General features: G+C 57.8%; 21 protein-coding genes. 7 read left to right on the top strand and 14 right to left on the bottom strand.

Going from position 1 to position 22,354, the window contains the following annotated elements:
* Window positions 1-352: 352 nt before the first annotated feature.
* The 9 genes from AC2LD7_RS13965 to AC2LD7_RS13925 all read right to left on the bottom strand — a co-directional run bounded on the left by AC2LD7_RS13965 (window position 353) and on the right by AC2LD7_RS13925 (window position 9,546).
* Complete coding sequence (locus AC2LD7_RS13965) at window positions 353-1,159, bottom strand: secretin N-terminal domain-containing protein (protein WP_484598333.1); 807 nt, start codon at window positions 1,157-1,159, stop codon at window positions 353-355.
* Window positions 1,156-1,785 (bottom strand): DUF7931 domain-containing protein, encoded by a 630-nt coding sequence (locus tag AC2LD7_RS13960; protein ID WP_484598332.1) that lies wholly within the window; start codon window positions 1,783-1,785, stop codon window positions 1,156-1,158. Before AC2LD7_RS13960 ends, AC2LD7_RS13965 begins: the two co-directional genes overlap by 4 nt.
* A gap of 7 nt (window positions 1,786-1,792) precedes the next feature.
* Window positions 1,793-2,218, bottom strand: coding sequence for a GNAT family N-acetyltransferase (locus tag AC2LD7_RS13955; RefSeq protein WP_484598339.1), 426 nt, complete (start codon window positions 2,216-2,218; stop codon window positions 1,793-1,795).
* The gene (locus tag AC2LD7_RS13950) at window positions 2,211-3,377 is read right to left on the bottom strand and encodes a ribosomal protein uL16 3-hydroxylase (RefSeq protein ID WP_484598331.1); all 1,167 of its coding nucleotides are present in this window, start codon (window positions 3,375-3,377) and stop codon (window positions 2,211-2,213) included. The genes AC2LD7_RS13955 and AC2LD7_RS13950 overlap by 8 nt, the downstream gene beginning before the upstream one ends.
* 76 nt (window positions 3,378-3,453) lie before the next feature.
* Window positions 3,454-4,824 (bottom strand): adenylosuccinate lyase, encoded by a 1,371-nt coding sequence (gene purB / locus AC2LD7_RS13945; protein WP_484598330.1) that lies wholly within the window; start codon window positions 4,822-4,824, stop codon window positions 3,454-3,456.
* Window positions 4,825-4,935: 111 nt separating this feature from the next.
* Window positions 4,936-5,559 (bottom strand): high frequency lysogenization protein HflD, encoded by a 624-nt coding sequence (hflD, locus tag AC2LD7_RS13940; RefSeq protein ID WP_484598329.1) that lies wholly within the window; start codon window positions 5,557-5,559, stop codon window positions 4,936-4,938.
* On the bottom strand, window positions 5,556-6,686 hold the full coding sequence (gene mnmA, locus AC2LD7_RS13935) for a tRNA 2-thiouridine(34) synthase MnmA (RefSeq protein WP_484598328.1): 1,131 nt from the start codon (window positions 6,684-6,686) through the stop codon (window positions 5,556-5,558). The genes hflD and mnmA overlap by 4 nt, the downstream gene beginning before the upstream one ends.
* A 72-nt stretch (window positions 6,687-6,758) precedes the next feature.
* Entirely contained in the window at window positions 6,759-7,199 is a 441-nt protein-coding gene (locus AC2LD7_RS13930; protein ID WP_484598327.1) for an NUDIX hydrolase, read from the bottom strand.
* A gap of 121 nt (window positions 7,200-7,320) precedes the next feature.
* Window positions 7,321-9,546, bottom strand: coding sequence for an NADP-dependent isocitrate dehydrogenase (locus AC2LD7_RS13925; protein WP_484598326.1), 2,226 nt, complete (start codon window positions 9,544-9,546; stop codon window positions 7,321-7,323).
* A 366-nt stretch (window positions 9,547-9,912) separates the two neighbouring features.
* Between AC2LD7_RS13925 and icd the strand changes: the two genes are divergently transcribed.
* On the top strand, window positions 9,913-11,169 hold the full coding sequence (gene icd / locus AC2LD7_RS13920; RefSeq protein ID WP_484598325.1) for an NADP-dependent isocitrate dehydrogenase: 1,257 nt from the start codon (window positions 9,913-9,915) through the stop codon (window positions 11,167-11,169).
* 55 nt (window positions 11,170-11,224) lie between these two features.
* Here icd and cspD read toward each other — a convergent pair whose 3' ends face one another.
* A complete protein-coding gene (cspD, locus tag AC2LD7_RS13915; protein WP_484598324.1) occupies window positions 11,225-11,482 on the bottom strand; it encodes a cold shock domain-containing protein CspD in 258 nt (85 codons plus the stop codon).
* 215 nt (window positions 11,483-11,697) lie between these two features.
* On the opposite strand from cspD, the gene clpS reads away from it, so the two are divergent.
* Both clpS and clpA read left to right on the top strand, forming a co-directional pair.
* On the top strand, window positions 11,698-12,060 hold the full coding sequence (gene clpS, locus AC2LD7_RS13910; RefSeq protein WP_484598323.1) for an ATP-dependent Clp protease adapter ClpS: 363 nt from the start codon (window positions 11,698-11,700) through the stop codon (window positions 12,058-12,060).
* Between the two features lie 29 nt (window positions 12,061-12,089).
* Window positions 12,090-14,360, top strand: coding sequence for an ATP-dependent Clp protease ATP-binding subunit ClpA (gene clpA / locus AC2LD7_RS13905; protein ID WP_484598322.1), 2,271 nt, complete (start codon window positions 12,090-12,092; stop codon window positions 14,358-14,360).
* A gap of 171 nt (window positions 14,361-14,531) precedes the next feature.
* On the opposite strand, the gene infA is transcribed toward clpA, so the two are convergent.
* From infA to trxB, 4 genes are all read right to left on the bottom strand, one after another.
* Window positions 14,532-14,750 (bottom strand): translation initiation factor IF-1, encoded by a 219-nt coding sequence (infA, locus tag AC2LD7_RS13900; protein ID WP_002553999.1) that lies wholly within the window; start codon window positions 14,748-14,750, stop codon window positions 14,532-14,534.
* A gap of 98 nt (window positions 14,751-14,848) precedes the next feature.
* Entirely contained in the window at window positions 14,849-15,556 is a 708-nt protein-coding gene (locus AC2LD7_RS13895; protein ID WP_484598321.1) for an arginyltransferase, read from the bottom strand.
* 52 nt (window positions 15,557-15,608) lie between these two features.
* Window positions 15,609-16,289, bottom strand: a complete 681-nt coding sequence (aat, locus tag AC2LD7_RS13890) for a leucyl/phenylalanyl-tRNA--protein transferase (protein WP_484598320.1) — start codon at window positions 16,287-16,289, stop codon at window positions 15,609-15,611.
* A gap of 47 nt (window positions 16,290-16,336) precedes the next feature.
* The gene (gene trxB, locus AC2LD7_RS13885; RefSeq protein ID WP_484598319.1) at window positions 16,337-17,284 is read right to left on the bottom strand and encodes a thioredoxin-disulfide reductase; all 948 of its coding nucleotides are present in this window, start codon (window positions 17,282-17,284) and stop codon (window positions 16,337-16,339) included.
* A 214-nt stretch (window positions 17,285-17,498) separates the two neighbouring features.
* Between trxB and ftsK the strand changes: the two genes are divergently transcribed.
* From ftsK to crcB, 4 genes are all read left to right on the top strand, one after another.
* Window positions 17,499-19,901, top strand: coding sequence for a DNA translocase FtsK (gene ftsK, locus AC2LD7_RS13880; protein WP_484598318.1), 2,403 nt, complete (start codon window positions 17,499-17,501; stop codon window positions 19,899-19,901).
* Window positions 19,902-19,917: 16 nt separating this feature from the next.
* A complete protein-coding gene (gene lolA / locus AC2LD7_RS13875; protein WP_484598317.1) occupies window positions 19,918-20,541 on the top strand; it encodes an outer membrane lipoprotein periplasmic chaperone LolA in 624 nt (207 codons plus the stop codon).
* Window positions 20,542-20,615: 74 nt separating this feature from the next.
* The gene (locus AC2LD7_RS13870; RefSeq protein WP_484598316.1) at window positions 20,616-21,941 is read left to right on the top strand and encodes a replication-associated recombination protein A; all 1,326 of its coding nucleotides are present in this window, start codon (window positions 20,616-20,618) and stop codon (window positions 21,939-21,941) included.
* The gene (gene crcB / locus AC2LD7_RS13865) at window positions 21,938-22,312 is read left to right on the top strand and encodes a fluoride efflux transporter CrcB (protein ID WP_484598315.1); all 375 of its coding nucleotides are present in this window, start codon (window positions 21,938-21,940) and stop codon (window positions 22,310-22,312) included. The genes AC2LD7_RS13870 and crcB overlap by 4 nt, the downstream gene beginning before the upstream one ends.
* Window positions 22,313-22,354: the final 42 nt, after the last annotated feature.

The raw sequence follows: 22,354 nt of genomic DNA, 5'->3' as shown, positions 1-22,354 counted from the left end.
GACCGCAAGAAGACCCGGCTAGCTGCGGAATGGTCGTGGCATCCCGGCACGCAGCGGCACGGGGCCGTTGAGTGACTCAGCAGAACTGACGTCTCGAGCTGATGCGTTAATCGCTTCCCCGTCCCTCAGGACGACTCGTTCCAGTCGCAACCTCGTCAGTCCGCCTTGTGGGCAGTACAGGCACGGAACGCCTCTGCTGGTTGGCTGAGCACGATCCGGAGACCCTTGCCAGGGCCCCTGGTTAGCGGGAGCGGGGCCATCATGCGCTGCCAAAAAAGGTTCGTCAAATGTTTTGTAGTGCTTTTTTTACCTCACTACATTTTTTAACAAGGGCAGCGGAGCCGTCGGTTTTTTAATTCAACGCGTCTACTTTCAGCCGTAGCGAGAGATCCTGACGGCCTTGCGTGGAGTAGCGACGAAGCGTCCCACTTTGATTGGAACTGGCGTTTTCATCGAGGCCGCCAAGTGAGATCCATTCTCCGAGTCGTCCGCTGACGCGGGTGTCGGTTTCCTGAATATCAATGGCGTCTGGCAGGGAACGACTCATTCGATCCTGGTGACTGCTGATGGTGACTCGCACCCTATCGCCTTGAACCGTCGCCGTGGCATAAAAGCCCCGCGTGACGTTGCGATATTGGGTCTGCTGGTAAACCTGGCCGTAACCATCGGCGCCAGTGGTCGTGATTGGTACGCTTTGGCCAACCTGAATGAGGGCGGGGTAGCCCTCGGTTGCCTGGATCTTCTGAACACCGCTGCCTTGACTGGTGGTGCTGCGGCGTATGATGCGAACCTGATCGCGCCCTTCCGTCTTTCCGCGTCCCGTCTGGACTTCGACGTCACCGATGCCGGTTGAGCCGTCGACGCGGTAACCGCTATCACTGCCGATTGCTGAACTCTGGGTGTCTACGCTGATGAGCAGCCTTCTGGGCTCGTTGTCCAGTTGAGACAGTACCTCGCGCAACTCGCTTATGACTTCGACGGGAGCGTTGACAACCAACTGATTGCCGTACGCGTTCACCTTGCCTTGGTCGCCGACCACCGATTGCGCAATCGGTAGCACATCTTCAGCCATGCGGAAATTCAGAGGGATTACCTCGGTCGCGGCGTGGATCGACATGCTGATCAGTATCGAAAGCGCGGCGAGAATACGGCAAGTCATAGCAAAAAGCTCCGCAGGTCAGGGTCGGACAGGCTATGGTCCCAAGCGGTGTCGAACTGACGCTGACGTTGACGAGCCCGGCCGGGGTCCTGGTAGAGCGCGTGGCCGGAAAACTGAGATGGCTCAGGACGAACCAGCACGCCGCAATCATCGGCCACCAGAAAAGCGCATGCTTGCGCCGAGTAATCGGGATGAAGTTTGCGGATCTGCATATTGCTCGTCAATCGGCGCGCCAGGGTTAGCAGCCGATGTCCCTGCTTGACCGCTCGCGATGAATCACCAAGCAGAATGCGCAGGCGATTGCGTGGATGCGCCAGAAGAAAGCGCGTGCATGCTTGCTGAACACTGTTGTGGTTGTAAAGCCAGGGTTCCAGGTCGGGGCTATACAAGCTCAAACTGCGGCGCGCCTGCTCGAGCAAAGCCAGTGCATGTCGGCGCGCAGCGTCGGGCGAGTCGAATGGCTGAGGTGTTCGCGTAGCTCCCAAAATAAAGGGAGCGGGTTGCCATTCGTCCGTTCGGTTCTGTTGGGTCTGTGGGTTGTCGACGGTATAACGACCTGGCGATCGAAAGTCGATAGCGGCCCATTCGGTTGCAGCTATCGGACGATCTGAGTCGTCTGTGCTCATGGCTGGTTTAGCCGCTTTTTCGAAGCATGTCGACGTGCGGCAAACCAGCTTCCAAAAACTCGTCACTTACAACTTCAAAGCCGAGTCGCTCGTAGAATGCCGTGGCATGGACCTGTGCGGTGAGCCGCTGTTCGCTGAGACCGCGGCGCTCAGCTTCGATAATCGCGGCTTTCATCAAGGCACCTCCAACATGCATGCCGCGCCAGTCGCGAAGTACTGAAACGCGACCGATATGGCCGTCGGTCAATAACCGCGCGGTACCGATGGGGTAACCGCTTTCGAGTGCGAGAAAATGCACGGCCTCCGCATCGTCTGCGTCCCATTCAAGTTCGGGCGGAACCGATTGCTCCGCAATAAATACCGTCTCGCGAATACGCCGCAGATCCGCGTTGTCCTGCTGCCAGTCGGCGATGCGAACATCTATATCACTCATCAGCAAACTCCAGACTTCCCTGCTTGATCAGTTGCCAGATCAGATTACGCCCATCTTCGTCGTTCAGCCACGGTGCGAGGTTTTCCGCATGCATCGCATCAGCCGAGCAAATCAGTTTCAGCAGGTCTTTCACGTGGGAAGGAAGCAAGCGGCTCTGACCGCTGGCAAATAGCAGCAGGCCGATGTCGACTTCGCTCCAGGCCAGCCGCGCACTGAGGTTACGAACCAGGATAGCGCCGTTGTCCAGCATGGTGAGCAGCTCCTGCTCTTCGATGTCTTGGCCCTGCACACGCTCCGGGTAACGAGGTTCGGTCATGAACTGGCCAAACCAGGTGAGCAGGAGACGCTCGTCGCCCATGTGTTCGGTGAGCATCGCCCGCAGGCGCTTGAGTGCATCGCTCTGGATTTGGTGCGGGTCGTCGGTGGGGACCAGATCAGCGTCGCTGTAACGTTCTTCGTTGGGCAAAAACTGCGCGAGAAAGTCCGTGAAGTGAGTCAGCACCTCAGCCGCACTGGGGGCTCTGAAGCCGAGCGAGTAAGTCATGCAGGCATCTTCGGCGATGCCGAAATGCGCCAGTCGCGGCGGCAAATAAAGCATGTCGCCGGGCTCCAGAATCCATTCATCGGTCCCTTGGAAGTCCGCAAGGATGCGCAAGTCCGCATGCTGCAGCACCGGGGTGTCGCCATCACACATCTGGCCCAATCGCCAGCGGCGCTGACCGTGGGCTTGAAGGAGGAAGACATCGTAGTTATCGAAATGCGGACCGACGCCGCCACCCGGAGCAGCGAAGCTGACCATTACATCGTCGATGCGCCAGTTAGGCAGGAAGCGGAAATGCTCGATGAGTTCGGCAACTTCCGGCACTAATTGGTCGACTGCCTGCACGAGCAGTGTCCAGTCTCGCTCCGGCAAATTCTGATAGGTGTCTTCACTGAACGGCCCACGACGAAGCTCCCAGGGGCTATCTCCGTGCTCAACCACCAGACGGGACTCAACTTCTTCTTCCAGAGACAGGCCGGCCAACTCATCAGGGGAGAGCGGGCTTTCGAACGAGGGAATCGCCTGACGGATCAGGAGGGGCTTCTTCTGCCAGTAGTCACGCAGGAAGTCGCGCGCGCTGATGCCGCCTAGAATTTGCAAAGGAATATCGGAAGTCATGCAGGTACCTTGCTCTGCTACGGAGCTGCAAATAAAAACGCCCGGCACAGCCGGGCGTGCAAAGATGAGGGTCTGTTCAGATCCGCTTGGCCTGGGCTGCCGCGTTACCGATGTAGCCTGCTGGAGTGAGCTTGCGCAGCTCTTCCTTTGCTTCGGCCGGTATCTCAAGGTCTGCGATGAACGACTGCAGCGCCTCGGGGCTGATGCCTTTACCTCGGGTCAGCTCCTTGAGTTTTTCGTAAGGGTTTTCGATGGCGTAGCGACGCATGACGGTCTGGATCGGCTCGGCCAATACTTCCCAGCATGAATCGAGATCTTCGGCGATGCGAGCGGCATTGAGCTCCAGCTTGCCAATACCCTTGAGGCTCGCTTCGTAAGCGATGACGCTGTGCGCGAAACCGACACCCAAGTTGCGCAGCACGGTGGAATCGGTCAGATCACGCTGCCAACGGGAGATTGGCAACTTGCTCGCCAAATGCTGCAGCAGTGCATTAGCGATACCCAGATTGCCTTCGGAATTTTCAAAGTCGATCGGATTGACCTTGTGTGGCATGGTCGAAGAACCAATTTCGCCGGCCACGGTGCGCTGCTTGAAATAGCCCAGCGAAATGTAGCCCCATATGTCGCGATCGAAATCGATGAGAATCGTATTGAACCGCGCAACGGCGTCGAACAGCTCAGCGATGTAATCGTGAGGCTCGATTTGCGTGGTGTAAGGATTCCAGGACAAGCCTAGATCGTTTTCGATGAATTCGCGTGCGTTGTGTTCCCAATCGACAGCGGGATAAGCAGACAAATGCGCGTTGTAGTTGCCAACGGCGCCATTGATCTTGCCTAGTAGCGGGACGGCGACGATCTGAGCGATTTGGCGCTCGAGGCGGTAAACCACGTTGGCCAGTTCTTTGCCGAGCGTGGTGGGAGAGGCGGGCTGGCCGTGGGTGCGCGACAGCATAGGCACGTCTGCATGCTCTACAGCCAGCGCGCGGATTGCCTCGGCGATCTGGCGCATCAGCGGCAGCAATACATCGTCGCGACCTTCGCGCAGCATCAAAGCATGGGACAGGTTGTTGATGTCTTCGCTGGTGCATGCGAAGTGGATGAATTCGTTGACCTTGGCCAGCTCGGGCTGTTGCTTGGCCTGCTCCTTGAGAAGGTATTCCACGGCTTTGACGTCGTGGTTCGTGGTGCGCTCGAATTCTTTTACACGTTCGGCATGTTCAAGCTGAAAGTTTTCCGCCAGCTGATCAAGCAATGCATTGGCCTCAGCAGAAAACGGTGCGACTTCCGGAATGCCGCTGTGGGCGGCAAGGCGCTGCAGCCAGCGGACTTCAACCTGAACGCGGCAACGAATCAGGCCGAACTCGCTGAAGATTGGGCGAAGAGCGCTGGTTTTGCCGGCGTAGCGGCCATCGACGGGGGAAACCGCGGTGAGCGAGGAAAGCTGCATAGAGGGCATTCTCGACAGTCGAGCAACGAAAAGAGGGCGCAGATTATACATGAAAGCGACTCGATGATTGCGGCCGCGACTAGAACGGTTGCCGCATCGGGTCGTTGGGGCTTATTCCGTCCGCAGCAGTGGATAAAGCGCGTCGAGCAGCTTGCGCCGGCTTAAAACCATCTGCCAGCGATGCCCTCCAAGCTGGCGCCAGAGCCTCGCAGAGCGAATCCCTGCCAATAGGAGTGCACGAATCTTGGCGGCGTTGTCGCTCTGCTGAAGGTGGCGCATGTCGCCCTGCACCTGGATGCGCTGACGAAAGGTACTAAGGGTGTCCTGATACAAGCCACCAAAGGATGCAACGACGTTTTCGTGGGTCAGACCGAAGTGGTCGGCTTGTTGCTGTATCTGGTCCAGGCGACTTCCAATGACCTGCAGCAAATCGCTGCGCTTATCCAATTGACGTTCCAGCCCGATCATCGCCAGCGCATAGCGCAGCGGTTCGCGCTGAAGACTGCTGGTGTCGCGCTCCAGCGCGCCGACGAGGGCTCGATAACCGTCGCGCAGGTTGAGATCGTCGCCGCCATAGATTTCTAGCGGAGGTCTCTCTTCACGTACTAGCAAGCTTCCCAGCATGCAGCCGAGTGCGGCATTTGGTAGCTGGCCGGTTCGGGCGATTCTGTCGACGAGCGTTGCGGCCTCGAATACCGCACCGAGCGCCACCAGCTGTTCTTGTAGTGGCGTCATGGGCGGGCTCCGGCAAACCAGGGCTCGGCAGTCTCGATCACGCCGCCACCGAGGCATATTTCACCGTCGTAGAACACTACGGACTGACCGGGCGTCACGGCGCGTTGAGGGTTATCGAACACGGCTCGATAGCCGTTGGCGGTCCGCTCCAGCGTGCAGGGCTGATCACCCTGGCGGTAGCGTACCTTGGCCGTGAGCCGCAGTGGTGCGGATAACCCGACTGAATTGACCCAATAAATCTCCGAGACGAGCAGGGCGCGGGAGAATAGCCAGGGATGATCATTGCCCTGACCTACAATCAGCACGTTGCGCTCAAGGTCCTTGCTCAAGACGTACCAGGGCTCGTCGCCTGCGTCTTTCAGACCGCCGATGCCCAGCCCCTGACGCTGGCCGATAGTGTGGTACATGAGGCCGTGGTGGCGGCCGATAACTTCGCCATCGATTGTCTCGATGTTGCCGGGCTGTGCCGGTAGGTACTGTTTGAGAAAGTCACTGAAACGGCGTTCGCCAATAAAGCAGATGCCGGTCGAGTCCTTCTTCTTCGCTGTCACCAGACCATGCTTCTCGGCAATTGCCCGGACTGCGGGCTTTTCCAGCTCGCCCACCGGAAACAGCGTCTTACCCAGCTGCTCACCGCCAACGGCGTGGAGGAAGTAGCTTTGGTCCTTATTCGGATCGAGCCCCTTGAGCAGCTCACTGCGCCCGTCAACGTCACGGCGGCGCACGTAGTGCCCAGTGGCGATCATGTCGGCGCCAAGTGTCAGGGCGTAATCGAGGAACGCTTTAAATTTGATTTCGCGGTTACACAGGATGTCCGGGTTCGGTGTACGCCCAGCCTTGTATTCGGCAAGGAAGTGCTCGAACACGTTGTCCCAGTATTCAGCGGCGAAGTTGGCGGTATGCAGCTTGATTCCGATCTTTTCGCAGACGGCTTGAGCATCGGCCAGATCCTCCCGCGCCGTGCAGTATTCGGTGCCGTCATCCTCTTCCCAATTCTTCATGAACAGGCCTTCGACCTGATAACCCTGCTCAAGCAAAAGCAGGGCGGAAACCGAAGAGTCGACGCCCCCGGACATGCCAACTATGACACGGAGGCTTTCGGGGCTGGCAAAGGTTGCATCAGGCATAGGAACTCGGGAAGGGGCTGCCAAAAAGACGAAATTCTACAGGCTGGCGACGCCAAAGGCTAAGGGAGTGGATCAGTCGCGCACTATATCCAAGTCGTAAAGCGGGCCGTCGCGATAGTCATCGATACAGCGCGGTACCAGTTCGCTGCGCCAGCGTCCCGGCTGGGCCAGCAGCTCGTCGCGGCTCAGCCAGGGGGCGGCAACGATCCCGCTATCGAGTTCACGCTCCGGATGGTGGCAAACAGGATTGGCGGCGAAACAAATCCGCTGGTAAGTCACCCCGTTGCTCGGCGCGACATATAGATAAATGCCGACCACGCCGGTTAGCTCGACATCCCAGCCAGTCTCTTCGAGCGTTTCACGTACCGCTGCTTGGCGTAGGGTTTCGTTGGGTTCGAGGTGTCCTGCTGGTTGGTTCAGCACCAACTGGCCAGCTTTCAGCTCTTCGACCAGCAGAAAGCGGCCGTTGTTTTCCACGATGGTGGCGACAGTGATATGTGGATGCCAAGTCATATTGAAGATCTTTTATTCATGGTGGCTACCATAGTAACGATGAAGGCCGGCTTGAAAAATAAAACCCCGGCGCTAGGCCGGGGTTTCAGTCGCCGTGTCGCCATCAGGCGACCGGTTGCACTCAGACTATCGCAGCGAGCGCAGCGTTGAAGGTCGCGCTCGGGCGCATGACCTGGCTTGTCAGCTCCGGGTTGGAACGGTAGTAGCCACCGATCTCCACCGGCTTGCCCTGTACCTCGGCAAGCTCGGCGACAATCGCTGCTTCGTTTTCGCTCAGCTGCTTCGCCAGCGGTGCGAAATGGGCCTGCAGCTCCAGGTCCTCAGTCTGTGCGGCCAACTCTTGGGCCCAGTACAGGGCCAGATAGAAGTGGCTGCCGCGGTTGTCCAGTTCACCAGTGCGGCGTGACGGAGACTTGTTGTTATCGAGCAGTGTGCCTGTCGCTGCGTCCAGAGTCTTGCCGAGCACCTTGGCTTTCGCGTTGCCCGTCTTGATTCCGGTTTCTTCAAGCGATACCGCAAGCGCCAGAAACTCACCGAGCGAATCCCAGCGCAGGTGGTTTTCTTCGACCAGTTGCTGCACGTGCTTAGGTGCAGAGCCACCTGCACCGGTTTCGTACATGCCGCCGCCGGCCATCAGCGGGACGATCGAGAGCATCTTGGCTGACGTGCCAAGCTCCATGATCGGGAACAGGTCAGTCAGATAGTCGCGTAGCACGTTACCGGTCACCGAAATTGTGTCCTGGCCACGGACGAGGCGTTCCATGCTCACGCGGATGGCTTCGTTGTAGCCCATCATGCGGATATCCAGGCCGGTCAGATCGTGTTCCTGCAGGTAGGCTTCAACCTTTTTCTGAAGCTCGCGATCATGGGCGCGCTCAGGGTCAAGCCAGAAGATTGCCGGGGTGTTGGATTGCCGGGCGCGAGTAACGGCGAGCTTGACCCAGTCGCGGATTGGCGCGTCCTTGGTCTGGCAGGCACGCCAGATGTCGCCGGCTTCCACGTCGTGCTGCATAAGTACGGTGCCGTCAGCCAGCACGACGCGCATGGTGCCATCGGTGGTCATCTCGAAGGTCTTGTCGTGAGAGCCATACTCCTCCGCTTTCTGCGCCATCAAACCAACGTTTGGCACGGTGCCCATGGTGGTTGGGTCGAACGCACCATTGGTTTTGCAGAAGTTGATCATTTCCTGGTAGATCCGGGCATAGGTGCTTTCCGGCATCACCGCTTTGGTGTCTTTCAGCTTGCCGTCCTTGCCCCACATCTGCCCGGAGCTGCGAATCATCGCCGGCATCGAAGCGTCGACGATTACGTCGCTGGGTATATGCAGATTGGTGATGCCCTTGACGGAGTCGACCATCGCCATTTCTGGACGACCGGTGTAGCAGGCGTGGATATCGTCCAGGATTTCTTCTTGCTGCGAGGCGGGCAGACTTTTGATCTTGTCGTGGACGCTGCTCAGACCATTGTTCGGATTGACGCCCAGCTCTCTGAATAGGTCGGCGTACTTGTCGAACGCGTCTTTGTAGTAGACGCTCACGGCGTGGCCGAAGACGATCGGGTGGGAGATCTTCATCATGGTTGCTTTGACGTGTAGCGACCACATGACGCCGGTTTCCTTGCAATCCTGCAGGGTTTTCTCGAGAAACCCGCGCAGTTTCTTGCAGCTCATGAACATGCTGTCCAGAACTTCGCCCTCTTCGAGCGTGAGCTGCTTCCGGACTTCAACCTTGCCGTCTTTGCCAACGAACTCGAGGCGTACGTCACCGGCCTTCGCCATGGTGATGGATTGCTCGCTAGAGAAGAAGTCGCCGCCGCGCATGTAATCGGCGTGGGACTGCGAAGCCATGCTCCACTTGCCCATCGAGTGCGGATGTTTGCGGGCGAATGCCTTGACCGCTGCAGGTGCGCGACGGTCGGAGTTGCCCTCGCGTAGTACCGGATTCACGGCACTGCCAAGGATCTTGCCGTAGCGCGCACGGATCTCTTTCTCGGCTTCGGTGTCTGGATCTTCCGGGAAATCCGGAACGTTGTAGCCTTGGGCCTGGAGCTCGGCGATGGCGTTGCGTAGCTGTGGTACTGAAGCGCTGATGTTCGGCAGCTTGATGATATTGGCTTCCGGCGTGGTAGCCAGAACCGCCAGCTTCGCGAGGTCGTCGTCGATCTGCTTGTCTGCGGTCAGTTGGTCGGCAAAGCTTGCAAGAATGCGCCCTGCAAGAGAGATGTCACGTGTTTCGACGGCTATGTCAGCGGAGGCGGCAAAGGCTTCTACAATAGGCAGAAGCGAATAGGTGGCCAGCGCCGGGGCTTCGTCAGTGAAGGTGTAGATAATCTTCGAGCGGGTGGACATGTAGAGTGGTCTCTCTCTTGCTGAGCGTGCACAGAATCTCGAAATGCGCAGGTAGGCGCTCTGGCTACGTTCGTTGAGCCAGAAATCGAGGATTCGCCGCGATGATGTTGGTTGCACCACTTGATTGAGCATTTGATCCGTCCGGCTGCGGTTGGCAGTCAGGCGGTTTCAGAAGAAAAGTCCTCGTTAGAGATTGGCTTTGCTCCTCATGACTCGTTAGTCACCTAAGCAGTATATCACCGCGCCATGTTGTCTAAAAATGCCCAGACCATAAGACGAATGCACATATGGTTTCGGCCGATTCAACTGGGGTACTCTTCGGAGATGACCACTGTTTAATGTTTAACCACAGAAACGGAGTCCAGCATGGGATACCAAAAGATCCAGGTGCCTGCCAGCGGTGACAAAATCACCGTCAATGCCGATCACACCCTGAATGTTCCCAACAATCCGATCATTCCTTATATAGAGGGTGACGGAATTGGTGTTGATATCAGCCCGGTGATGATCAAGGTGGTTGATGCGGCTGTTGAAAAAGCCTATGGCGGCGAGCGCAAGATTGCCTGGATGGAAATCTACGCTGGCGAGAAGGCGACTCAAGTGTACGACCAGGACACTTGGTTGCCGAAGGAAACCCTGGAAGTGGTTCGCGACTACGTGGTGTCCATTAAGGGCCCGCTGACCACTCCTGTTGGTGGTGGCATTCGTTCGTTGAACGTCGCGTTGCGTCAGGAACTCGATCTCTACGTATGCCAGCGTCCGGTTCGCTGGTTCACGGGCGTTCCCAGCCCGGTAAAGAAGCCAGCCGACGTTGATATGGTCATCTTCCGCGAGAACTCGGAAGACATTTACGCCGGCGTCGAGTGGAAGGCCGGCTCTCCTGAATGCGAGAAGGTTATTAAGTTCCTCACGGAGGAAATGGGTGTCAAGAAGATCCGCTTCACTGAGAACTGCGGTATCGGCATCAAGCCGGTCTCACTGGAAGGCACCAAGCGTTTGGTTCGCAAGGCGCTGCAGTACGCCGTAGACAATGATCGTAGCTCGGTGACTCTGGTCCACAAGGGCAACATCATGAAGTTCACCGAGGGTGCCTTCAAGGAATGGGGTTACGAGGTGGCGCGTGATGAATTCGGTGCCGATTTGCTCGATGGTGGCCCTTGGATGCAATTCAAGAATCCTGTTACCGGCAAGAACATCGTGGTCAAGGACGCCATCGCCGATGCCATGCTGCAGCAAATCCTGTTGCGCCCGGCCGAGTACGACATAATCGCTACACTGAACCTCAATGGCGACTACCTCTCCGACGCCTTGGCGGCAGAGGTCGGTGGTATCGGCATCGCTCCGGGTGCCAACCTGTCCGACACCGTGGCTATGTTCGAAGCGACCCACGGCACTGCGCCCAAGTATGCCGGCCAAGACAAGGTCAACCCAGGCTCGCTGATCCTCTCTGCCGAAATGATGCTGCGCCACATGGGCTGGATCGAGGCTGCTGACCTGATTATCAAGTCGACCGAAAACGCCATCGCTGCCAAAACTGTGACCTATGACTTCGAGCGATTGATGGACGGTGCGAAGCTGATGTCTTGCTCCGAGTTCGGCGACGCCATGATCTCTCACATGTAGTTTGCGGAGAGACACGAAAAGGCCGATCATCGATCGGCCTTTTCGTTGCCTAAAATTAGGCGTCTATGGTCGAGCTCTGTGAGACAGGTTCGGCTATATCCGCAGTGGTCTGCAGCGACCGAATGTTGGTTGCATGCAGGCCCTTGGGACCTTGCAGAATATCGAACATGACCGCTTGCCCAGCCTTGAGAGTTCTATACCCTTCCATCTGAATGGCAGAGTAGTGGGCGAACAGGTCCTCATCGCCGCCGTCTGCTACGATGAATCCATAGCCCTTGGCGTTGTTGAACCACTTGACCTTACCGCTTAGCATGCTGTTATCCCTCTGCAAAGAAGTCCATCACTGGAGTAACATCCATTTCATTCCGCGCTGATGCAGCACATGGCCCCACGCGCGCAGCCCGTTGCCGTTGTGGCACATACTGGTTGTATCATCGTTTTGCCGATAGTCAAGGCGACTCGTCAGGTGGCTGTGAAGCCTTTCCACTTATCCCGGCCACGGCGCCCCGACCTAGAACTGTTATACGCATGCGTGCATTTCCAAAGATTCGACTAATATCCAATCAAGATCGTCCTGAACCGCTGGACGATGACGCTTCCAGCTTGGCGGTCGAAGAGGCCAAGCCGCAACTGAAGGCACCACCTATGTTCAAAGTTGTCATGTTTAATGATGACTACACGCCGATGGATTTCGTTGTGGAGGTGCTCGAAGGAATTTTCAATCACAATCGGGAGCTTGCCACCAAGATCATGTTGGCGGTTCATACCGAAGGGCGGGCCGTCTGTGGTGTCTATACGCGGGACGTCGCTGAAACCAAAGCGATGCAGGTCAATCAATATGCAAGGGAATGCCAGCATCCGTTGCTTTGTGAGATCGAGAAGGACGGTTAAACCCGACTGCTGGGTAAGAGGTGAAAGCTATGTTGAACCGTGAGCTCGAAGTCACTCTGAATCTGGCTTTCAAGGAGGCTCGTACCAAGCGTCATGAATTCATGACGGTCGAGCATCTCTTGTTAGCCCTGCTGGACAATGAGGCAGCCGCAACGGTGTTACGCGCCTGCGGTGCCAGTCTCGATAAATTGCGACACGATCTACAGGAGTTCATTGACTCCACCACTCCTTTGATTCCCCAGCACGACGAAGAGCGCGAGACTCAGCCAACCCTGGGCTTCCAGCGCGTGCTTCAGCGTGCCGTTTTTCACGTGCAGAGCTCCGGCAAGCGCGAAGTCACTGGCGCGAACGTCCTGGTTGCGATTTTCAGTGAGCAGGAAAGCCAAGCGGTGTTCTTGCTAAAGCAGCAGAACGTTGCCCGTATCGATGTCGTCAACTACATCGCTCATGGAATTTCCAAAGTGCCGGGCAATAACGGCAACGCTGAAGGCGATTCGGAAATGCAGGACGAGGAGGGCGGTGAGTCTTCCGCCGCAGGCAACCCGCTCGATGCCTATGCGAGCAATCTTAACGATCTGGCCCGTCAGGGGCGTATCGATCCGCTGGTCGGGCGCGAGCTCGAGGTCGAGCGAGTCGCGCAGATCCTGGCGCGTCGTCGCAAGAACAATCCGTTGCTCGTCGGTGAGGCGGGAGTCGGCAAGACGGCGATTGCCGAGGGGCTGGCCAAACGCATCGTCGACAATCAGGTCCCGGAGCTACTTGCCAATAGCGTCGTCTATTCTCTGGATCTCGGTGCCTTGCTTGCCGGCACCAAGTATCGAGGTGACTTCGAGAAGCGCTTCAAGGCGCTGTTGAACGAGCTGCGCAAACGCCCGCAGGCGGTCCTGTTCATTGATGAAATCCATACCATTATCGGAGCGGGGGCGGCGTCGGGTGGCGTAATGGACGCTTCCAATCTGCTCAAGCCGCTGCTCTCGTCCGGTGAAATTCGCTGCATCGGCTCGACCACATTTCAGGAGTTTCGTGGAATCTTCGAGAAGGATCGCGCATTGGCTCGGCGCTTCCAGAAGGTCGATGTTTCCGAGCCGTCTGTCGAGGACACTATTGGAATTCTGCGGGGGCTGAAGGGCCGTTTCGAGCAGCATCACAACATTGAATACAGCGATGAATCACTCCGTGCAGCAGCGGAGTTGGCGTCGCGCTATATAAACGACCGCCACATGCCGGACAAGGCGATCGATGTCATCGACGAGGCGGGTGCTTATCAGCGTCTACAGCCAGAAGAAAAGCGCGCCGCGCGCATCGATGTCGAACAGGTTGAAGACATAGTTGCCAAGATCGCGCGGATTCCACCCAAGCATGTCAGCACTTCCGATAAAGAATTGCTGCGCAATCTGGAGCGTGATCTCAAGCTGACCGTCTTTGGTCAGGACGATGCAATCGACTCGCTTGCCACCGCCATCAAGCTATCCCGGGCGGGGCTGAAAGCGCCGGACAAGCCGGTAGGTTCGTTCCTCTTTGCAGGCCCCACTGGAGTCGGCAAGACGGAAGCTGCGCGCCAGTTGGCTCGGGCGCTGGGTATCGAGCTGGTGCGCTTCGATATGTCCGAATACATGGAGCGTCATACCGTGTCACGACTGATCGGCGCGCCTCCTGGTTACGTAGGCTTCGATCAGGGTGGTTTGTTAACCGAGGCGATAACCAAGCAGCCACATTGTGTACTGCTTCTGGATGAAATCGAGAAAGCGCATCCGGAAGTGTTCAATTTGCTGCTGCAGGTGATGGATCACGGCACCCTGACGGACAACAATGGACGCAAGGCGGATTTTCGCAACGTCATTTTGATCATGACTACCAATGCGGGTGCGGAGACTGCAGCGCGTGCTTCGATTGGCTTCACTCATCAGGATCATGCATCCGATGCGATGGAAGTGATCAAAAAGAGCTTCACGCCCGAGTTCCGCAACCGTCTGGATACTATTATCCAGTTCGGGCGCCTCAGCCACGAAGTCATCAAGAGCATCGTCGACAAGTTCCTCATCGAGCTGCAGGCGCAGCTTGAGGACAAGCACGTTACGCTCGAGGTATCGGATGCGGCGCGCGGTTGGCTGGCTGAGCGCGGCTACGATGCGCAGATGGGAGCGCGGCCAATGGCTCGTCTGATTCAGGACAAGATCAAGCGACCGCTGGCGGAGGAGATTCTATTCGGCGAATTGGCCGAGCATGGTGGTGTGGTTCACATCGATATTCGTGACGGAGAACCATTCTTCGATTTCGAAACCACAGCGGAGTTAGCCTGATCAGCTGAGGGTGGAACGAAACGCTTGGCATTGCCAGGCGTTTTGTCTGGGCCTGATGTGCCGAAAGAAGGCTGTCTAGCTATCCTGGATTGCAGGCGCGATTCTGGTTGGGTTGCGATACAGTACAAACAAAAAAGCCCGGTAATTACCGGGCATTCTTTCTCGCGTCCATTAGCGGGCGCGGTAGGTGATGCGACCTTTGCTCAAATCGTAAGGGGTCAGTTCTACCCGAACCTTGTCACCAGTGAGAATCCGGATGTAGTTCTTGCGCATCTTTCCGGAGATATGCGCAGTAACGACGTGCCCATTTTCCAACTCCACACGAAACATGGTGTTGGGCAGGGTGTCGACGACAGTACCTTCCATTTCGAAGCTGTCTTCTTTCGACATTCAGTAAAGCCCTCGGTGTCCAATGATTGCCCCGGCACAAGAATGTCCGGGTAAAAGCGGCAAGTATTGTGCCTGAAACGGCCCCGAGAGCCAAGGGCTCAGCTCAGAGTAATCCAGCGTTGGTTGACGAGTAGTTCGATCGGACGGTATTCGGTCTTGTAGTTCATCTTGCGGCAATTCTTGATCCAGTAGCCCAGATAGATTGCCTTCAACCCTAATCGAGCCGCCTCGCTGACTTGCCAGAGGATTGCGAAACGGCCAAGGCTGCGCCGCTCCTCGTTAGGATCATAAAAGGTGTACACGGCGGACAACCCATTGGGCAGCACGTCAGTCACCGCCAGCGCCAGCAGGCGACCGTCGAGGCGGAACTCATAAAAACGGGAAAACGGCAGGTCACGGACCAGGAATGTATGGAACTGGTCACGGCTCGGCGGATACATATCGCCGTCGGCGTGGCGCTGCTCGATGTAGGTCGCATAAAGCGAGTAATACTCTTCGGTGAACGAGGGTCGGACGTCCGTGACGGCGAGATCTGCGTTGCGCTTGAGGATGCGCCTCTGCTGGCGATTGAGTTGCAAGCCATCGGCTGGTATGCGAGCGGGGATACAGGCCGTGCAGCGCTGGCAATGAGGGCGGTAAAGGTGATCGCCGCTGCGACGGAATCCCATTTCCGACAGCTCGGCGTACACCTGTACGTCCATCGGCTGGCTGGGGTCGAGGAAGAGTGTGGTGGCCTGCTCGTCGGGCAAATAGCTGCACGCGTGAGGCTGGGTTGCGTAGAACTTGAGACGAGCCAGTGAAGTCATGGTCAGCTCTCGAAAATCATGAAGTCAGTGTAGGTCAGCTTGGCTTCGTCGACTAGGACTCCCATCGGGCTGAACTGGGTTCGTCCAGATGCTTGGCGAGCGTCTCGGCGAAGGTTTTGCGGGATATGCCCCGGGCGCCGAAACTGGCCAAGTGTTGCGTCGGCATCTGGCAGTCAATCAATTTGAATCCCCAGTCTCGGAGATGTTCCACCAATGCCACGAATCCTGCCTTGGACGCATCGGTCGTACGACTGAACATTGATTCACCGAAGAATAGCCGACCCATGGCGAGGCCATAGAGGCCGCCGACCAACCGTTGGTCTTGCCAGACCTCGATCGAGTGTGCGACGCCGAGTTGATGCAGCTTTACGTAAGCGTCCTGCATCGGCGTGGTGATCCAGGTGCCATCGGTATAGCTGCGTGGTCCAGCGCAGCCCTGGATAACGTCTCGAAATGCCCGATCGAAAGTAACGTCGAACACTCCCTGGCGCAGCTTCTTGCCCAGGCTACGCGAAACATGCAGCTCATCTGGATAGAGAACCGTGCGAGGGTCAGGTGACCACCAGAGCAACGGTTGTCCGTCTTGATACCAGGGAAAACAGCCATGCCGATAGGCGGCGAGCAAGCGTTCGGGCGAAAGATCGCCTCCAGCCGCGAGCAACCCGTTGGGCTCGCGCATGGCCTTTTCGAGTGGGGGAAACGACAAGTCGTCGCGCTGTAGCCAGGTCAGCATATTGATCGATCAGGGTGAGGCGGGTGCGGGGCACCTGCCGACAGGAGTTACTGGTCCAGATACTTCTCGGCATCGAGTGCGGCCATGCAGCCGGCACCGGCAGAGGTAATCGCCTGACGATACACGTGATCGGCTACGTCGCCTGCTGCGAATACGCCCGGAATGGTCGTGCAGGTCGCGTCACCTTCGCTGCCGCCTTTGATTTTGAGGTAGCCGTCTTTCATCTCAAGCTGGCCCTGGAAGAGGTCGGTGTTGGGCTTGTGACCGATGGCGATGAACACACCCGACAATTCGAGCTTTTGCTCTTCGCCAGACAAGGTGCTCTTCAGACGCACTCCGGTGACGCCGCTGGCATCGCCGAGCACTTCTTCCATCGTGTGGTTCCAGTGCAGACGGATATTGCCGTTAGCGGCTTTCTCCATGATCTTATCCTGCAGAATCTTTTCCGAACGTAGCTTGTCGCGACGATGAATCAGGTGCACCTCTTTGGCGATATTCGATAGGTAGAGTGCTTCCTCCACCGCTGTGTTGCCGCCACCAATCACGGCGACCACCTGGTTGCGATAGAAAAAACCATCGCAGGTGGCGCAAGCCGAAACGCCGCGCCCTGCGAACGCCTCTTCCGACGGCAAGCCAAGATATTGAGCCGAGGCGCCTGTTGCGATGATCAATGCGTCGCAGCTGTAGGTGGCGCTGTCGCCCTTGAGGATGAAGGGACGTTGCTGTAGTTCGGCAGTATGGATGTGATCAAACACCACTTCGGTATCGAAGCGTTCTGCATGCTTTTGCATCCTCTCCATCAGGGCCGGGCCGGTGAGCCCCTCGACATCGCCTGGCCAGTTGTCCACTTCGGTCGTTGTGGTGAGCTGGCCGCCGGGCTGAATACCGGTGATCATCAAGGGTTTCAGATTGGCGCGAGCGGCATATACCGCGGCGGTATAACCGGCCGGGCCCGAGCCGAGGATGATCAGACGTGAATGCTTGACTTCATTCATAAAAAGCCCTCATAAGCCTTTGTTGCCAATAGAGAAGCGTGCTCCAGTCGAGCCACGCTGTAAAAACTGGCGTTTATGCTACACCGAAGCATCGCGAAAAGCCCAAGCCGACGCGGAACCGGCATGTCATCGAATCGACAAACCCGTACAATGTCCAATTATCTGGCTGAATACGGTTCATAGAGCGCGCCCCGGGCGCAGGAAATAAAGCGTTTTGAAGAATACCTCCTCTACCGCGCCGGCTTCCGTCTGGCGACAGCAATTGCATTACCGTCTCAAAGAGGGTGCCTTGATCGCGCTCGGCGCACTGTGCGCATATCTCTGGATGGCACTGCTGACCTACGACCCGGCCGATCCCGGCTGGACCCACACCAGCAACGTCCAGCAGGTACAGAACGCCGCCGGTCGCGCTGGAGCCTGGTTCGCCGATGTTCTGTTCATGGTGCTCGGCTACTTCGCGTTTCTGTTTCCGTTGCTATTGGGTATCAAGACTTGGCAGGTATTTCGTGCTCGCCACCAGCCCTGGACCTGGAACGGCTGGCTATTTTCCTGGCGATTGATCGGGCTGGTATTTTTAATTCTCTCCGGCTCCGCGCTGGCCTATATTCATTTCCAGTTCGCCAATAATCTGCCTGCTTCAGCTGGCGGTGCGCTGGGTGAAAGTCTCGGTCAGCTCGCCGAAGCTGCACTCAACGTGCAAGGCAGCACCTTATTGCTGCTCGCATTCTTTCTGTTCGGCCTGACGGTATTCACTGATCTTTCCTGGTTCAAGGTGATGGACCTGACCGGCAAGATTACGCTCGACCTGATCGAGCTGATCCAGAGCTTCTTCAGTCGTTGGTGGTCGGCCCGTAACGAGCGCAGGCAGATGGTCGCGCAACTTCGCGAAGCCGACGACGTGGTCAATGATGTGGCGGGTTCTTTCTCGGACGGTCGTGAGCGTGCCAAAGTGAAGGAGCGCTTGCTTGAGCGCGAAGAATCGCTGAGCAAGCATATGAGTGAGCGCGACAAGCGACCGGCACCGATGATCGCGCCGGCAGCCCCGCCGAAACCGATCGAGCAGAGCAAACGGGTGCTGAAGGAAAAGCAGGCCAATCTATTTGTCGATCCGCTGATCGAAGGCAGCGTACCGCCGCTTTCGTTGTTGGATGTCGCCGAAAAGCAGCAGAAGCAATATTCGCCCGAATCGCTGGAAGCGATGTCGCGGCTGCTTGAAATCAAGCTGAAGGAATTTGGCGTCGAAGTCATCGTCGAGTCCGTGCATCCGGGCCCGGTGATTACTCGCTTCGAAATCCAGCCGGCGGCCGGCGTCAAGGTCAGCCGGATCTCAAACCTCGCGAAGGACCTGGCGCGCTCGCTGGCGGTGATCAGTGTCCGCGTCGTCGAAGTGATTCCCGGCAAGACGACGGTTGGCATCGAGATCCCCAACGAGGATCGCCAGATTGTGCGGTTTTCGGAGGTGCTTTCATCCGCACCGTATGACGATGCCAAGTCGCCGGTGACCATCGCACTTGGCCATGACATCGGTGGCAAGCCGGTGATTGCCGACCTCGCAAAGATGCCGCATCTGCTGGTTGCGGGTACGACCGGCTCGGGTAAATCGGTCGGCGTGAACGCGATGATTCTGTCCATCCTGTTCAAGTCCACGCCGGAAGATGCGCGGCTGATCATGATCGACCCAAAAATGCTCGAGCTATCGATCTACGAGGGCATTCCGCACCTGCTCTGTCCGGTGGTGACCGACATGAAGGAGGCGGCCAATGCGTTGCGTTGGAGCGTCGCCGAGATGGAACGCCGCTATAAGCTGATGGCTGCGATGGGTGTGCGTAACCTGGCCGGCTTCAACCGCAAGGTCAAGGAAGCGGAGGAGGCCGGGGCGCCGCTTACCGATCCGCTGTATCGTCGCGAAAGCATGGAAGACGAGGCGCCGCTGCTGAAAAAGTTGCCGACCATCGTCGTGGTGGTGGACGAGTTCGCCGACATGATGATGATCGTTGGCAAAAAGGTCGAAGAGTTGATCGCGCGCATCGCGCAAAAGGCTCGAGCGGCAGGGATCCACCTAATTCTTGCCACCCAGCGGCCATCGGTCGACGTGATTACCGGTCTGATCAAGGCCAACATTCCGACCCGTATGGCGTTCCAGGTGTCGAGCAAAATCGACTCGCGCACCATTCTCGATCAGGGCGGCGCTGAGCAACTGCTCGGTCACGGCGACATGCTCTACTTGCCGCCGGGCACAGGGTTGCCGATCAGGGTACATGGCGCCTTCGTTTCCGATGAGGAAGTGCACCGCGTGGTTGAAGCCTGGAAGGCGCGAGGCGCCCCGGATTACATCGAGGAAATTCTGGTCGGTGCCGAAGAATCAGGCAGCGGCTTCGACAGTGGTGGTGACGGTGGTAGCGGCGAGGACAGCGAGGAAGATCCTCTATACGACGAGGCCGTTCGGTTTGTGACCGAAAGCCGCCGTGCGTCGATTTCCGCCGTGCAGCGAAAGCTCAAGATTGGCTACAACCGAGCTGCCCGCATGATCGAAGCCATGGAAATGGCCGGCGTCGTGACGTCCATGAATACCAACGGCTCGCGCGAAGTGCTCGCGCCGCCTCCCACTCGCGATTGAGTCGCACCGAGGTTACATGCAATTGATTCGCTTGCTGTTCGCGTCTGCTCTGCTGCTCTCGCTGGTTCCGGCACATGCCGACCAGGCTTCTGCGCAGCGCCTTACGGGCTTGCTGCAAAAAGCTGAAACCCTGACTGGCCGCTTCTCCCAGCTATCACTCGACGGTACCGGGACCCAGTTGCAGGAAACCTCCGGCGAGATGGCTTTGCAGCGCCCAGGGAAATTTCGCTGGCACACCGATGAGCCGATGGAGCAGCTGCTGGTTTCGGACGGCAAGAAGGTCTGGCTGTACGACCCGGACCTGGAGCAGGTAACCATCCAAACCCTTGACCAACGTCTGACCCATACACCGGCGTTGTTGCTTTCCGGGGACGTTTCGGCCATCAGCGAAAACTTCGAGGTGTCCCATCAGGAAGCGGGAGAGGTGGTTGACTTCACCCTCAAGCCGAAAGCCAAAGACACCCTGTTCGATAGCCTTCGTCTGTCGTTCCGCGGCGGTGTGATCAATGACATGCAGATGATTGATGGTGTCGGCCAGCGCACCAACATCCTGTTTCAAAACGTCAAATTGAATGAATCGCTAAAGCCGGATCTGTTTACGTTTGAGATTCCCGAAGGGACTGATGTCATCTCCGAGTGACACCGACTGGTCTTTCGCCAACCGACACGGCCTGCTTTTGCGCAGGCCGTTTGCATGAGAGGTTCCTGCTTCCGATGGACCTGTTCAGCCGCGACCCTGTTGCACAACCGCTAGCTGCACGCCTGCGCGCTGCCAGTCTCGACGAATATGTTGGGCAGGAGCATTTGCTGGCGCGCGGCAAGCCGCTGCGCGAGGCGCTGGAGCAGGGGGCGCTGCATTCGATGGTGTTCTGGGGACCGCCAGGCGTGGGCAAGACGACCCTGGCGCGGTTACTGGCCAAGGTCTCCGATGCGCATTTCGAAACCGTCTCGGCAGTGCTGGCTGGCGTCAAGGAAATTCGCCAAGCGGTAGAAATTGCCAAACAGCAGGCAGCCCAGTATGGCCGTCGCACCATCCTGTTCGTGGACGAGGTGCATCGCTTCAATAAGGCCCAGCAGGATGCGTTTTTGCCTTATGTCGAGGACGGTACGCTGATTTTCATCGGCGCAACCACCGAGAATCCGTCTTTCGAATTGAACAATGCCCTGCTTTCGCGGGCCCGTGTCTACGTGCTCAAAAGCCTCGACGAGGCTGCGCTGCGCAAGCTGGTCAGCCGCGCGCTGACCGAGCCCAAAGGGCTGGGTGATCTGCATCTCAGCCTCCCCGAGGAAAGCTTTCAGATTCTTATTGCAGCAGCCGATGGCGATGGTCGACGCGTGCTGAACTTGCTGGAGAACGCTGCGGACCTGGCGGAAGAGGGCGGCGAGATCAGCGTCGAGCTGCTGCAGGATCTACTGGGCGACAGTCGCCGGCGTTTCGACAAGGGCGGCGAGGCGTTCTACGACCAGATTTCGGCACTACACAAATCGGTTCGTGGCTCGAACCCCGACGCCTCGCTGTACTGGTTCGCACGAATGATCGACGGTGGCTGCGATCCGCTGTATATCGCCCGACGCGTCGTGCGCATGGCCAGTGAGGAGGTCGGCAACGCCGATCCACGGGCGCTGAGCCTGTGCCTGTCCGCGTGGGACGTTCAGGAGCGCCTGGGCAGCCCGGAAGGCGAGCTAGCCGTTGCCCAGGCGATCGTCTATCTCGCTTGTGCGCCGAAAAGCAACGCGGTCTACAGCGCATTCAACGCCGCGATGCGCGATGTTGGAGAGAATGGCTCGCAGGAGGTGCCGCTGCACCTGCGCAACGCGCCGACCCGGCTGATGAAGGAGCTGGGCTATGGCAACGAATACCGTTACGCCCACGACGAGCCCGACGCTTATGCTGCCGGCGAAGACTATTTTCCGGAGGCGATGGCGCCGCGTCAGTACTACCATCCGGTGCCGCGCGGGCTGGAAAGCAAAATCCGCGACAAACTCGAACATCTGACCCGCCTCGATCGAGAAAGCCCACGGCAACGGAGAAAGAAATGATTCGGATGGCGCTTGCCGTAGCGGCTGGTGGCGTGGTCGGTACGCTGATTCGTTTTGGCGTTTCGACTTGGGTATCGACGCAATGGCCCAGGCATTTCTATCTGGCGACCCTGGCAGTGAATCTGCTCGGCTGTGTGCTGATCGGCTATTTATACGCGTCGTTCCTGGCGCGCCCGGACATTTCACCCGAACTGCGTAGCGGGCTGATCATCGGTTTCCTCGGGGCCTTGACTACTTTTTCCAGTTTTTCCCTGGACGGATTACGGCTGCTGGAGAGTGGGCAGCTTGCGACGGCCTTTGGCTATATCGGCATCAGCGTGCTCGGCGGTCTAATGGCCGCCTGGGTTGGACTGGGTCTCGGCAGGTTATGAACCTGACCAGGATCAAAGTAAACTCTGTTTCCTCTTCGCCTT

It is taken from the genome of Stutzerimonas sp. (genome assembly GCF_982611455.1).
This window is presented reverse-complemented; position numbering and strand designations above follow the sequence as displayed.